The sequence below is a fragment of the Streptomyces zhihengii genome (genome assembly GCF_016919245.1).
GTDB lineage: Bacteria > Actinomycetota > Actinomycetes > Streptomycetales > Streptomycetaceae > Streptomyces > Streptomyces zhihengii.
Genome location: NZ_JAFEJA010000001.1, coordinates 84,237 through 97,900, shown reverse-complemented (window position 1 = coordinate 97,900; position 13,664 = coordinate 84,237). Strand labels below are relative to the sequence as shown.

The following is a 13,664-nucleotide window of genomic DNA, read 5'->3' as shown; positions in this document are numbered from 1 at the left end:
GGAGCCGGCCGCAGCGAGAACGACGGCGGCAGCCTGCGGCGGCGAGTACATCGGCGCGCCGAGGGCGTGGACGGCCACGTCGGAGAAGAAGGGCAGCTGCTGGTCCGTGCGGCCCTCCGAGGGGGCCTGGGGAGAGCGTGGCGCGGCACGGGCGGCCTGCTTCGTGATGGTTCGCTGACCGTCGCCGTGTGCCGGCCGCGGGGGCCGGCTCCCGCGGCCGGCCGGCCACCGCGGTGGCTCCGCCCCGGCCGACGCCGGGATGCGGTGCGCGGTGCGCGTTCGGGAGCGGGCAGGGGCCGAGTGCGCCCCTGCCCGCGGCGGATCAGGAGACGTGGTTGTAGCTGCCCTCTGCCGGCAGGACGGGGGCGGCGGCCCGGGCGCCGAAGGGAGCCTTCCAGTAGCCGGTTCCGGCGTAGTACCAGCCCTTGTTGCCGGGGCCGTAGGCGTACAGGTCGGGGTGGCCGTCGTGGTCGGCGTCGCCGATGCCGATGGTGTCGGTGTACGCCTGCCAGCCGCCGCCGATCCGCGTGCGGGCGGCGAAGGTGCCGTCGCCCTTGCCGAGGTAGAGCCACAGCACGCCGTCCCGGTCACGGGCGACCAGGTCACCGGCGGAGGCACCGCCGATGTCGCCGGTGGCCGTGAGCTGGTTGTAGATGCCCCAGCCGCCGTTGCCGATCTTCTGCCGCTTGGCGAAGGGGGCGGCGGTGTCTCCGGTGCCGCGGTACATCCACAGGACACCGGCCTTGTCGGCCGCGATCAGGTCGGGGCGGCCGTCGCCGTTCAGGTCGCTGCCGCCGGTGATGTGGGTGTAGGTGTTCCAGCCGCCGCCCAGGGATCTGCGGGCCGCGAACGCGGCCCGGTAGCCGGTGCCGGTCACGTCGTACAGCCACAGGACGCCGCTCCGGTCGCGGGCGACGAAGTCGGCGGCGCCGGAACCGATGCCGCCGACCGTCTCGATCCGGTCGTAGACCTGCCAGCCGCCGCCGACCTTCTCGGGCCCGTACGGCCGCGGCAGGAGGGTCCTGCCCGCCGTGTCGTACGTGGTGCCGACCGTCCACAGCACGCCCTGGGCATCACGGGCCAGCAGGTCGGGGGTGCCGTTCCAGTCGAGGTCGTGCGCGGTGGAGAGGCCCTCGACGGCCTCGATGTTGCCGGTGGCGTCCGTGGAGGGGCCGACGCCGTTCTGCGGGTGGGCGACGAACGTCCACTCGTATTCACCGGCCGGGGCTTCTCTGCCCGTCTCGGCCGAGATCTGCGCCCAGGTGACGCCGAAGGAACCGTCGCTGTACAGGTACTCGCTGCCCGAGGACTCGCTGTACAGGCGCAGCGTCTTGTCGAAGACCACGCCGGTGGCGCGGTGCCGGATCGTCAGGTGGACGTCGGCGTTCTCCCGGGACAGCTTCCACTTCAGCGGTATCGGGGAGGTGACGTCGACCGTGAGCGGGAACTGCTGCCCGAGGTAGAGGAGTTTCGTCGGCTCCCCGGTGGAGGCGACCAGTTCGGCGGCCGGTGTGCCGTCCGCGCCGAGGGCGATCCGGTAGAGACCCTCGCCCTTGTCCACGGTGCCGCCGCGGGCCAGCAGGGTGTTGTCGGGGCCGGGCTTCACCGCCTCCACGTAGTCGAGGAGCTCGACCGTCTCGCCCGAGGCCAGCGACTTCGCCGTGAAGGGGACCAGCTTCCTCGTGTCGCCCGTGCCGTCGCCCTCCAGCAACGCCGGGGTTCCGTACATCGCCCACGAGCCCAGCAGGCCGACGGCGCTGCGCTCGCCCTGGTAGAAGTCGAAGTCCAGGTCGATCCGGGACTCGGTGCCGGTGGCACGGTCCACGGTGTAGTACGTCCCGCCTTCCGCGGACCAGGCCAGGTGGGTGGCGGAGAGCGCGCTGAATGCCCCGAGCCCGCTGCCGTAGGCCTCGGTCTCGTGTGTGGAGACGACCTTGGCGGCGGCGAGGTCCACCACGGCGAACTGGCTCCGCCACTGCGTGGGAGTGCCGCTCCCCAGGTAGTAGTCGACGAGCACCGAGCCGTCGCGCGCGGGGGTGGCGGCGATGGACGAGGCCCCGGCCGGGATGCCCTCGACCTTCCGCTGCGTCACGGTGCCGCCGGTGCGGGTGACGAGGCGCAGCTCGACGGAGCCGTCCGCCGTGGTCACTTCCGCCAGGACCGTGTCCTTGGAGACGGCGCGCACGTAGACGCCGTTCAGCGGGCCGCGGTCGATGGTGACGGTGCTGCCGCCGGCGGCCATGTCGTGGAGCTTGACGACCAGCGAGCGGCGGAGGGACCGCCCCAGCCCGGTCATGATCACGTCGGTGCCGGTGGAGTCGGCCACGGAGGCGTCGATCGCGGTGGCCGACCCGTCGGCATACCTGGTCCACCGGAACTTCCGGGACGGCTCGCTGGTGAGGAATCCGGTCTTCCCCGCGGCTTCGAGGTTTCCGCGCACCGGGTAGCTCACGGCGGCCTGCCGCGTGCCGGTCTCGTCCGCCGCGGCGGCCGGCACGGGTGCGGCGGTGGCCGGCACGGACAGGGCGCCGGCGCCGAGCGTGACGGCGAGCACGGTGGCGATCGCGGCCGAGACGCGGGTCGTACGTGCGGAGATCAAAGGTTCCTCCCGGGGAACGTCGCATGAACACGAGGTGGTTCGGCGCCGCAGGCTGAGACCCGCGTCCTTGCCAAAAGGTTGTAGGGGAGGGCCGGTTGGGCGTGGGCGGTCACACGGCAGCCCATTGGCGCGCCCACCCGGGAGGGCGCCCGCCCCGCCCAATAAGACATCGTGTCAGTAGGCTTTGAGCCAAACCTGATCGCTTTCCGGTGGAGAGCACCGTGGAACGACCGACTCCGTACAGATCATGCCTAGGCTCACCGGCGCTCGGGACATCCGGTCCCGACATCCGGCCCCGCCATGGAAGGCTGCCATGCGATTACCCCTCGGACGCGCTCTCCGCCTGATCGCGGCGCCGCTCGTCGCCCTGCTCCTGCTCGCCACCGGGACCGTCGCCACGGCCCGGGCGGCCGAGGCGCCGCGGCAGGCGAACGCCGTCGAGGCGGCCGACGACGACGCCTGGACGTTCACCACGGGCAACGGCCGCCGGCTCGACGTGCAGAACGGCAACACGGGCGACGGTGTGTTCGTCGTGGCGAACAACACCCCCGGGCACCACCAGAACTGGCGGCTGGTCCCGCTCGGCCACGGCGAGTTCCAGATCGCCAACACCGTCACCGGCAAGTGCCTGACCGAGGCCTTCCCGCTCAGCCAGCAGACGTGCGGCAAGGCCGGCCAGGAGTGGCACTTCCGCCCCGTCGCCGGCAAGGCGAACACCTTCACGCTGGTACGCCGCACCAACACCCGCTGCCTGGACATCGTGCAGGGAGCCCAGCACTCCGACGCCTGGACCCAGGTGTACGGGTGCAACGGCACACCGGCGCAGGAGTGGACCGTGCCGGCGGCACAGCAGCCGGAGGCACGCAGGCTCGCCACCGAGTACTACACCCGCCTGTGCTCCACCAACAGCTCCACCTGCTCCTGGCGGCAGACCGCGGAAGGCGCGCCCGGGCCCCTCCCGAGGGAGAAGGCGTCCTCGGTCTGGTTCAACGACACCTCCGAGAAGGTGAGCCAGATCTTCACGACCATCTACCACAGCGGCTGGTCGCAGAGCTTCACCTCCGGTGTCTCCACCTCGGTGGGCGTCTCGGTACCGATGCAGGCGATGGTCTCCGCCCAGCTGAGCGGGACGGTCACCTACCAGTCCAACGAGTCCGAGATCAACGGGGTGGTCGTCGTCGTGCCGCCCCAGCAGTACGGCTGGGTCGACTTCGCGGCGGTGGCCAAACAGGTCACCGGCATCTGGACCTTCGACAAGGGCGGCTTCCCCTGGACGACGGAGGGGGAGGTGACGGTCCCGGTCGTCGACTCCCCGGTCGGGTCGACGATGTACATCGCGCACACCGGCTCGACGCCGCCCGGCGCGACCCCTCCGCCAGCCGGCGAGCCCGTGATCCAGACCCTCGCCACCAGTGCCACCAGCACCATCGACCTGCCTCCCGGCACCCGGCTCGCCGCCCACGGCGAGGGGGCACGGATCACCGACGCCGACGGCCGCGCCATCCTCACCGTGCGGCCGGGCGCAGTCGTCGGCACGGACGGCACCCGGCACGCGTACAGGATCTCCGTCAACGGCAACAAGGTCACCCAGACGATCGAGGGCGCCTCCGGCGACACGGTCGAGGGGACGGAGACCCTGCCCGTCGTGACCCTCGGCCCCGCCTCCTTCCCCTCCGCGCAGCCGCTGCGCCTCGCCGCCGCTCCCTTCGCCGCACTGAGGGACTACCCCGTCGAGGTCTGCGACAAGAATGACGACGGCCGGTGCGACGAGGAGGAGAAGCGGCAGTACGAGGAGGAGGTCCAGAAGCGGGACGCCGCCTGGAACAAGTGCGTGGCCCAGTGGACGGTCGGCACGGCCATCACCGGCACCGTCGCGGGCGCCGTCCTCGGCCCGGGCGCGGTGGTGGGCGGCCTCGCGGGCTTCCTCGGCGGCGCCGGCGCCGGCGCCGTCGTGTGCGCCTTCTAGCAGCTCGTCGGACACACCGTCAGACGGCCCGCCCCCGGGGGCGACTCCCGGGGCGGGCGGGCTGACACCCGAGGGCCTGAACTGCCGCTTCCCGCGCGCGGACGCGGTCGACGGCCGCCGCGAGGAGGGCATGCCGCAGGCGGCCCTCGGTGTGCGGCAGCGGTCTTCCGTCCCATGGGGCGATGGAGGCGGGTCCGCTGAACCAGGAGTCGACGACGGCGGGTTCACCGCGCGCACCCGGTGCGGGCGTCGCCGCAGCCCTCCCTCGCAGGCATGCAGCCTCGTGCGTGCCGGGACCGCCGTCGAGCCGGCGGACGAGTGCTCCCCCGCGAGGTGCGCCTCCGCGTCGGCCGGGGACATCGGGCGGAGCCCCCGGGCCACACCGGGTGCCGCCTACGCGAGTTCCTTCCGCATCGGCGTACACATCGTCTCGTGGCGGCGCAGCGACCCGTCAGGGGCCTGCTCGTCCCCATGAGTCCGGCTGACGGTCGTAGGCGACATGGCCCAGCCTCTCGTACAGCGCGCGGGCCCGGGGGCTGCTTTCCTCCCCACCGAGTTCGGCCTGCCGCAGACCGCGGCTCCTGATGCACGTTCCAACTGCTCGGCCACGCCGGCCAGGTGGTGGTCGGATCCCGCCCATCCGCACGCCGCCAGATCCGCATGCACCACGTCACGGACTGAGAGCGTCAGCACGACGTCGGTCATCTGCGACACCTCCGGCAAGCCGGCATCCACGCCGATCGCACCGGGCGCAAAGCCGTTCCCGCCGCGCGCTCCTTGCCCACGGGGCACCGCTCCCACCCGTGCGGCCCGGCGGTCGCCGCGGCCGCGCCGGTGAGGCCCGGGCCTCCTTCCCGGCGCGCCGCCGGGAAGGAGGCCCCGCCGTCACGGTGCCAGCAGGTGCGCGAGGTCGTCCGCGTACTTCTCGATGAAGGCGGACGAGAGCCGCGGGATCTCGCCTTCCGGGCCGAGTCGCGCCTCCTCGACGGCGGCGCGGAAGCGGGCGGAGGGGATCGCGGAGCCGTGGACGACGGTCTCCGGTGTGCGGTGCGCGTCCAGGAGCGGGAGGATCGAGTGCGTCCGCTGCGTTTCGGGAGCGGCGCGCAGCGCGGCCTCGAACCGGGCGAGCCAGTCGTCGTAGTCGTCGACGCGGTCGATGCGGTGCCCGGCGGCGTTCAGCCAGTCGACGAAGGTGTCGAGCGAGATGCCGTCGTCGTGGGGGTTGACCAGGCTGAAGGTGCGGTATCCCGAGCGCGGCTCGCCGCCCAGGGCGACCACGGCCTCGGCGGTGAAGTCGACCGGGAGTCCGTCGTAGTGGGCGCGCGGCCGGTCGCCCGTGCCGTCGGCCGCGTAGAAGGAGCGCGGCGCGATGCCGGTGACGACGAGGCTCAGGAGCAGCCGCGTGAACATGTCCGGGATGTTGAGCTGCCCGGTGTAGCGGGTGTGCGCCAGGATCATGTTCGACCGGAACGTGGTGACCGGCAGCCCGTACTGGTCGTGCGCCTCCCGCAGCAGCACCTCGCCGGCCCACTTGCTGGTCGCGTAGCCGCTGGCGTAGCCGTCGTCGACCGGCTGGTCGGGAAGGGCCAGCCGGACGTCCGCGTCCTCGTCCAGGGCGCCGTCGCCGGCCAGGGCGGCGGCGACCGCCACGCTGGAGATGTACGTGAACGGCTTGAGCCGCTCCGTGAGCGCCAGGCGGACGAGTTCGGCGGTGCCCACCACGTTGGCGTCGAACAGGTGGTTGTAGGGCAGCACATGGTTCACCAGGGCGCCGGCGTGGACGATCCGGTCCGTCTCCGCGGCCAGCCGCCGCCACACCTGGTCGTCCAGGCCCAGCCGGGGCTCGGCCATGTCGCCGGCCAGCACCTCCAGACGGCCGTCGGCCAGCTCGCGGAAGGCACGCGACGCCTCGCCGTCCTCGCTGCCGAAGGCGTCGGCGAGCCGTGCGAAGGCCGCGGCGTCGTCCGCTCCGCGCACCACGCAGATCAGCCTTCCGCCCACCGGGGCCAGCCGCTTCAGCCACTCCAGGCAGAGGAAGCGGCCGAGGTAGCCGCTCGCGCCGGTGAGCAGCACGGTGCGTGCTTCCCCGGCGGCGGGGGGCAGGGCCCGGGCGGATTCGAGGGTCCGCTCGTCGATGAACGCGCCGAGGACGAGGTCCTTGGCGTGGACCCGGCTGCTGCCCGCGCCGTGGACCGACGCGAACGTCGGCCCCCGCTGCCCGGTCGTGAGCTTCTCCTCGACGTAGTTCGCGAGGTGCTGGAGCTCGACCCCGCGGCTGATGACCAGGTCGACCGGGACGCGGATGTCGAAGATGTCGTACAGGAGGTCGGAGTAGGTCACCGCCGACATGGAGTCCCCGCCCAGCTCCCGGAAGCGGGTGGTGGGGCCGATCCCGGCCGTCGAGGTCGAGACCAGCGCCCGGGCGGCTCGCAGCACCGTCTCCAGGGCGGGGCGGTCCTTGCCGCCGCGGCGTACGTCGCGCAGCTCGTCGGTCTCCCGGGCGGTGATGGCTGCGTAGGTGTCCTCGAGTACCCGGCGGTACTTCTCCAGGAGCTGGGGGCGCAGGAGTTTGCGGTGGTCCGAGAGCAGGCCGTTGCCCTGGCTGAACGGCTCGGTCTCGATCAGGACGTCCCGCGGGATCTCGTAGGAGTTGAGGCCGGCCTCCTTCGCGATCTCCTGGAACGACCCGGCGAGCAGTTCCTTGAGCACGGCCGTGTCGCCGCCGTGCTGCGTGAGGGCGTCCGCGGTCGGGACGACGACGGCGAGCAGGTAGGACCGCTCGCTGTTCCCGTACACGAACATCTGCCTGACCAGCGGGCTGACGGCGAAGACCGCTTCGAGGCGCGAGGTGGCGACGAATTCGCCCTGGGAGAGCTTGAGGACGTTCTTGCGCCGGTCCACGACGACATGGCGTCCCGGCTCGATCTCCGCGACGATGTCGCCCGTCCGGTAGTAGCCGTCCTCGTCGAAGATCTCGGCGTTCAGTTCGGGCCGGTTGTAGTAGCCGGGCACCATGGCCTCGGTCTTCAGGAGGAGTTCCCCGCGCGGATGCGGTGAGTCCGTCGCGTAGTAGCCGAGTTCGGGGACGTCGACGAGTCTGTGGTCGGTGACCGGGGGCTTCAGGAGCCTTCCGTCCACGGACACGGCGGCGGCCTCGGTGGAGCCGTAGATGATGTGCACGTCGATGCCGAGCAGGGACTCGGTGAATTCCTTCAGTTCGGCGGAGAGCGGGGCGGATCCGCAGCTCGCCCATGCCACCCGGCCGCCCAGGACGTTCTCGCGGATGTCCCTCTTCACCTCGGCCGCGACATGGTCCGGGACGCCGTCGTCCGAGCCGCCCGTCCGGCGGTCGAGTTCGCTCCGGTACTTCTGGAAGAGCATTTCGCACACCCGCGGGACCAGGGACATCTCCGTGGGCCGTGCGAGTGCCATGTCGTCCAGGAAGGAGGACAGGTCGCTGTTGGCGGTGAAGTACGTCGTGCCGCCGCGTGCCAGTGTGTTCTTCAGCGAGGAGTGCCCGGCGACGTGACTCATCGGCATGTAGTGGAGGTTGGCCGCGTGCTCGTCCGAGAACAGCTGCGACCAGGCGCCGCCCCACATGGCCCTGGTGAGGCGTTCGGTGTACATGGCCCCCTTCGGGGTGCCCGTGCTGCCCGACGTGTAGATGAGCATGGCGAGGGGGTCGTCGCCGTCCGCGGGCTCGAACAGCGGTGCCTCGGGCTGCCCGGCGCCGCGCTCGGCCAGGTCCCGCAGCAGGTCGATGCCCAGGCCGCGCCCGAGCCGGCCCAGGCGTTCGAGAGCGGCCGTGTACGCGGCGTACTGCTCGTCGGCCGCCGGTTCGTAGCCGAAGAGCACCAGGCGCCGCACCGACGGGCTGACCTCCGCCAGCTCGGCCGCGGCGTCCAGGCGCTCGATGCTGGTGGCGATGACGACCGGTGCCGTCTCCTCGACGATCGCGCCGAGCTGGGACACCGGGGAGCTGGTCTGGAGCGGGACGCTGACCGCGCCGAGATGGGCACACGCCAGGTCCACCGTCGTGTAGTCGGCGCTGGCGAACCCGAGGACCGCCACCCGGTCGCCGGCCCGGACGGGGTGTTCCTCGCCGTGGTGCCAGGCGCTCGCCACCGCACGGACACGCCGCCACAGTTCACCGTAGGTGATCAGGTCGTAGTCGGGCAGCAGACCGATACGGGTACGGCCCGTCTCCTCGTCCTTCACGAGTTCTCTCGCGCGTTCTCCGAGGGCGGGGAGATCGGAATGCCGCTCCATCGTGTCGGCCATCAGTCGCGCTAGTCGCATGATGATTCTCCGCATCGCGTCACTGGATTGCGCCGGCTCGTGAGGTCGAGGGCGCGCAGCGATGCTAGGCACGCCCGGGTCGAACGTCCGAGCGGATGAAGCGCAGTCCATCAGGTCCGTTCCGGGCGCCGGCGCGGGTGGTCGTCCCGCCGGAACACGCATCTGACGGACTGTGATTTCCCGGCTTGCCCACCCCTGTCGGGGAACCCGAACATGGCACTCGTCCGAGAACGTCCCGGCCGGCGGCGCGACGCGGCACCGCCTCATGCCGGGACGGCGGACGAGCAATTCGGGCGCCCCGGTGATCCACCGGATGCGTCCGCCATGAGCACCTCATGAGCACCCCCTGAACATCCCATGAGCACCCCACCGGTCGACCGGCGACCGGGGGCGCGTGACATCGCCCCGTGCGACCGCGCCCCGCCCTTTCCTTAACGCTCGGCGCGTCTATCAGGTATGCCGACATCCGGACACATGTGTCCGGCCCATTCGAGGGAACCCCATGAGCGACATAGTCTCTTATCTCCGTTCCATGCCAGCGCTCCAACAGCCCGACTGGGAGGGCGATCCGCGGCTCGAAGAGGTTCGCGCGGATCTGAGCCGCATGCCCGCTCTCGTGGACTCGGGGGACGTGGCGCGGCTGCGCTCCCTGCTCACGGAGGCGGCGACGGGATGCCTCCAGATCGTCCAGGCCGGCGACTGCGCGGAGGACCCCGCGGAGGCCAACCCGGAGGACGTCATCCGCAAGGGCGCGCTGCTCGACGTCCTCGCCGGGACGATGCGCCTGGTCTCCGGCCGGCCGGTGCTGCGGGTCGGCCGGATCGCGGGGCAGTTCGCCAAGCCCCGGTCCTCCCCGGTCGAGACCGTGGACGGACGCGAACTCCCCGTCTACCGGGGCCACATGGTCAACCGGCCCGAGCCCGACCCCGAGCTCAGGCGACCGGACCCGCGCAACCTGCTGTCCGGCTACCGGGCCGCCAGCGACATCATCCACTTCCTGGGCTGGCGCGGCACCGAACGGCAGCGGGGCCTCGACGCACCGGTCTGGACGAGCCACGAGACGCTGCTCCTCGACTACGAACTGCCCATGCTGCGGCGCGAGTCGGACGGCTCCCTGCTGCTCGCCTCGACCCACTGGCCGTGGGTGGGGGAGCGGACCAGACAGCTCGACGGCCCGCACATCGCCCTGCTCGCAGCCGTGTCCAACCCCGTCGCCGTCAAGGTCGGGCCCACCATGACACCCGACGAGATCCTCGCCCTGTGCGACCGCCTCGACGCCCAGCGCCGTCCCGGCCGCCTCACGCTCATCGCGCGGATGGGGGCGGACAACGCCGCCCGCGTGCTTCCCGGCCTGGTCGAGGTGGTGCGCGACGCGGGGCATCCGGTGCTGTGGCTCTCGGACCCCATGCACGGGAACACCGTCAGCGGCCCGGAAGGCGCCAAGACCCGGTACGTGACGACCGTCGTCCAGGAGGTCCTCGCCTTCCAGGAGGCCGTGACGGAGAACGGCGGCGTCGCCGCCGGACTCCACCTGGAGACCACCCCGGAGGTCGTGACCGAGTGCGTGCACGACGCCGGTGAGCTGGGGCGTCTCGGGGAGAAGTACCTGAGCTTCTGCGACCCGCGGCTCAATCCGCAGCAGGCGGTCGAGGTCGTCTCCGCCTGGCGCGGCTGAGCGTTTCCCCCGGTGCTGCCGCGGGCCGGGGCGCGTCCGCCGTCGTCGACCCCCCCGCTTTTGCGCGGCGACGGCGCCCGCCCCCCACCGCCCCGCCCGCGGCCCTTCGCGTCCCCTCCCGTCCCGTCCCCTCCCGTCCGGCACCTCCGCCGGCCCTGCAGCCCCCCACACCCCCGCATCCCCCACGCCCCCCCGGCATCCCCCCACACCCCCACACCCCCACGCCCCCACCCGTCCCTGACCACCGAGCACGGAAAGGACGTCACCGTCCATGCCCCACATACCGCCCGTCGAGCCGTACCCCATGCCCGGGGAAGCCGATCTTCCCGGCAACACGGTGAACTGGGTTCCCGATCCGCAGCGGGCCGTGCTGCTCCTGCACGACATGCAGGAGTTCTTCCTCGGACCGTTCCCCCGCACCGGCGAACCCGGCGGCGCCCTGGTCGCCAACGCCGTGCTGCTGCGGGAGCGCTGCGCCGCGCTCGGCGTCCCCGTGGCCTACACGGCCCAGCCCGGAGGCATGACCCCCGAACAGCGCGGCCTGCTGCGCGACTTCTGGGGGCCGGGCATGGACCCGACCCCGGAGCACCGCAGGATCGTCCCCGGGCTCGAACCCCGGCCCGGCGACTGGACGTTCACCAAGTGGCGGTACAGCGCCTTCCACCGGTCCGACCTGCTGGAGCGCATGCGCCGCCACGGGCGCGACCAGCTGATCGTCTGCGGCGTGTACGCGCACATCGGCGTCCTGATGACCGCGGTGGACGCCTACACGCACGACATCCAGCCCTTCCTGGTGGCCGACGCCGTGGCCGACTTCTCGGCCGAGGACCACCGCCTCGCCCTGAACTACGTCGCCCGGCGGGCCGGCCGGGTGCTCACGGCAGGGGCCGCGCTCGCCGCACTCGGGGGGCCCGCGGACGTGCCGGCGGATGCCGCCGGGGCCGGGGCAGCCCGGTGAACGCCGCCCGGCCCGCAGCACCCGCCCAGAGGGGGAACACCATGGCAGCACCGCATCCCGTGCCCGAACTCCTGCACCGGATCCTGGACGGCGGCACGGACGCCTTCGCCCTGCTGCACCGGCCCGAGCAGGCCGGCGCCGACACCCTGGAGATCCTGCTCGGCGACATCGCGGAGGTCGCCGCCCTCGGGGACCTGCCGCTCGACGAGGGCCCGGCGCCCGGCGCGGGACACGACCTGCTGGTCCTGATCCCCTACGGGCAGATCACCGAGCGGGGCTTCACGGCGCACGACGACGGCGAGCCGCTCCTCGCCATGACCGTACGGGAGCAGGCCGCCGTGCCGCTCGGCACCGCGCTGCCCCTGATCCCCGGCGGTCCCGTCACCTGGACCGACGGCACCTTCGACGTGCCGGACGCGGACTACGCGGACATCGTGCGCCGTGTGATCGACGACGAGATCGGCACCGGGGAAGGGGCCAACTTCGTCATCAAACGCTCCTTCACCGCCCAGCTCCCCGGCTTCTCCCGCAAGACCGCCCTCGCCGTCTTCCGGCGCCTCCTGGAGCGCGAGGCCGGCGCCTACTGGACCTTCCTCGTGCACACGGGCGGGCGCACGTTCGTCGGCGCCACACCGGAGCGCCACATCAGCGTGCACGGCGGCGTGGCCGTCATGAACCCCATCAGCGGCACCTACCGCTACCCCTCCGACGGCCCCAGCCTCGACGGGGTCCTCGCGTTCCTGGCGGACCGCAAGGAGGCCGACGAGCTCTACATGGTCGTCGACGAGGAACTGAAGATGATGGGCCGGGTCTGCCCGTCGGGCGCCCGCGTCGTCGGCCCGTACCTCAAGGAGATGGCGCGCCTGGCGCACACCGAGTACTTCATCGAGGGCCGGACCGCGCGCGACGTCCGCGACATCCTCCGCGAGACGCTCTTCGCCCCGACCGTGACCGGCTCCCCGCTGGAGAACGCGGCCAGGGTGATCCAGCGCTACGAGCCCGTCGGCCGCGGCTACTACAGCGGGGTCGCCGCCCTCATCGGCCGGGACGGCGCGGGCCTGCGCACCCTCGACTCGTCCATCCTCATCCGCACCGCGGACATCGACGCCTCGGGCCGGATGAGCATCGGCACGGGCGCGACCCTGGTGCGCCACTCGGACCCGATGTCCGAGGTGCGCGAGACCCGGGCCAAGGCGGCGGGGCTGCTCGCGGCGCTCGGCGGGCCCGAGCCCGTGCGCTTCGGCACGCACCCGCAGGTCCGCGCGGCGCTCGACCGGCGCAACGAGACGATCGCCGACTTCTGGCTGCGCGGCCCCGCCGCGGGGGAGCGGCCCGCCGCGGGACGGAAGGCGCCGACGGGCCAGAAGGTCCTCATCGTGGACGCGGAGGACACCTTCACCGAGATGATCGCCCATCAGGTGCGCGCCCTGGGCTACGAGGTGACGGTGCGGCGCTTCGACGAGCCGTACGACGCGGCCGGGCACGATCTGGTGATCCTGGGCCCCGGACCGGGCGACCCGCGGGAGCGGGACCACCCCAAGATCGCCCACCTGCGGGACGCGGCCACCGCCCTGCTCGCGCGGGGCCGGCCCTTCCTGGCGGTGTGCCTGAGCCATCAGGTGCTGAGCACCCTCCTGGGCCTGCCGCTGCACCGCAGGCCGGTGCCCAACCAGGGCGTGCAGCACGAGATCGACTGGTTCGGCGGGCGCGCGCGGGTGGGCTTCTACAACACCTTCGCCGCCCACGCCGACGCGGACGACTTCGACCACCCCGTGCACGGGCGCGTCCGGGTCAGCCGCGATCCCTCGACCGGCGAGGTGCACGGACTGCGGGCCGCCGGCTTCGCCTCCATGCAGTTCCACGCCGAGTCCGTGCTGACCCAGGACGGACCGGGTGTCATCGCCGCACTCCTCGACCACCTGGCCGGAGCGCGCGTCGGCTGACCGGCCCCCGGGCCCGGACACACCGCCGGCCCCCGGGCCCGGACACACCGCCGGCCCCCGGGCGCGGACACACCGCCGCCCCCCCTCGGGCCCGAACTCATCACCGGCCCAACCGCGGTGGCCACTCCCCGGGCCCGGACACACCACCGGGCCCGGGGCACCGCCGCCGTGCGGGCCCCGGCACCCGTGCCGCCGGGCCCCCCGCCCCCTCCCCGACCGACCTC

The 13,664-nt window shown here is 72.7% G+C and carries 6 protein-coding genes and 1 pseudogene; 4 read left to right on the top strand and 3 right to left on the bottom strand.

Features of this window, described 5'->3' with window-relative positions:
• Nucleotides 1–322: 322 nt before the first annotated feature.
• Nucleotides 323–2,599, bottom strand: coding sequence for an FG-GAP repeat domain-containing protein (locus tag JE024_RS00385; RefSeq protein ID WP_205371630.1), 2,277 nt, complete (start codon nt 2,597–2,599; stop codon nt 323–325).
• Nucleotides 2,600–2,912: 313 nt separating this feature from the next.
• On the opposite strand from JE024_RS00385, the gene JE024_RS00380 reads away from it, so the two are divergent.
• Nucleotides 2,913–4,565 (top strand): RICIN domain-containing protein, encoded by a 1,653-nt coding sequence (locus tag JE024_RS00380; protein WP_205371629.1) that lies wholly within the window; start codon nt 2,913–2,915, stop codon nt 4,563–4,565.
• Between the two features lie 393 nt (nt 4,566–4,958).
• On the opposite strand, the pseudogene JE024_RS40790 reads toward JE024_RS00380, so the two are convergent.
• Both JE024_RS40790 and car read right to left on the bottom strand, forming a co-directional pair.
• A pseudogene (locus tag JE024_RS40790) lies at nt 4,959–5,270 on the bottom strand (N-acetyltransferase).
• 180 nt (nt 5,271–5,450) lie between these two features.
• Nucleotides 5,451–8,975 carry a carboxylic acid reductase gene (gene car, locus JE024_RS00375; protein WP_372449745.1) on the bottom strand — a complete coding sequence of 1,175 codons (3,525 nt, stop codon included), beginning with the start codon at nt 8,973–8,975 and terminating at the stop codon, nt 5,451–5,453.
• A gap of 391 nt (nt 8,976–9,366) precedes the next feature.
• Between car and JE024_RS00370 the strand changes: the two genes are divergently transcribed.
• The 3 genes from JE024_RS00370 (at nt 9,367) to JE024_RS00360 (ending at nt 13,440) form a co-directional block, all read left to right on the top strand.
• On the top strand, nt 9,367–10,539 hold the full coding sequence (locus JE024_RS00370; RefSeq protein ID WP_205371628.1) for a 3-deoxy-7-phosphoheptulonate synthase: 1,173 nt from the start codon (nt 9,367–9,369) through the stop codon (nt 10,537–10,539).
• Nucleotides 10,540–10,810: 271 nt separating this feature from the next.
• Nucleotides 10,811–11,497, top strand: coding sequence for an isochorismatase family protein (locus JE024_RS00365; protein WP_205371627.1), 687 nt, complete (start codon nt 10,811–10,813; stop codon nt 11,495–11,497).
• 41 nt (nt 11,498–11,538) lie between these two features.
• A complete protein-coding gene (locus JE024_RS00360) occupies nt 11,539–13,440 on the top strand; it encodes an anthranilate synthase family protein (RefSeq protein WP_205371626.1) in 1,902 nt (633 codons plus the stop codon).
• Nucleotides 13,441–13,664: the final 224 nt, after the last annotated feature.

Excerpts from the sequence above, each read along its gene's own strand:
- car (WP_372449745.1), bottom strand. The coding sequence starts at position 8,975 with ATGGACTGCGCTTCATCCGCTCGGACGTTCGACCCGGGCGTGCCTAGC.
- JE024_RS00370 (WP_205371628.1), top strand. The coding sequence starts at position 9,367 with ATGAGCGACATAGTCTCTTATCTCCGTTCCATGCCAGCGCTCCAACAG.
- JE024_RS00360 (WP_205371626.1), top strand. The coding sequence starts at position 11,539 with ATGGCAGCACCGCATCCCGTGCCCGAACTCCTGCACCGGATCCTGGAC.
- JE024_RS00365 (WP_205371627.1), top strand. The coding sequence starts at position 10,811 with ATGCCCCACATACCGCCCGTCGAGCCGTACCCCATGCCCGGGGAAGCC.
- JE024_RS00380 (WP_205371629.1), top strand. The coding sequence starts at position 2,913 with ATGCGATTACCCCTCGGACGCGCTCTCCGCCTGATCGCGGCGCCGCTC.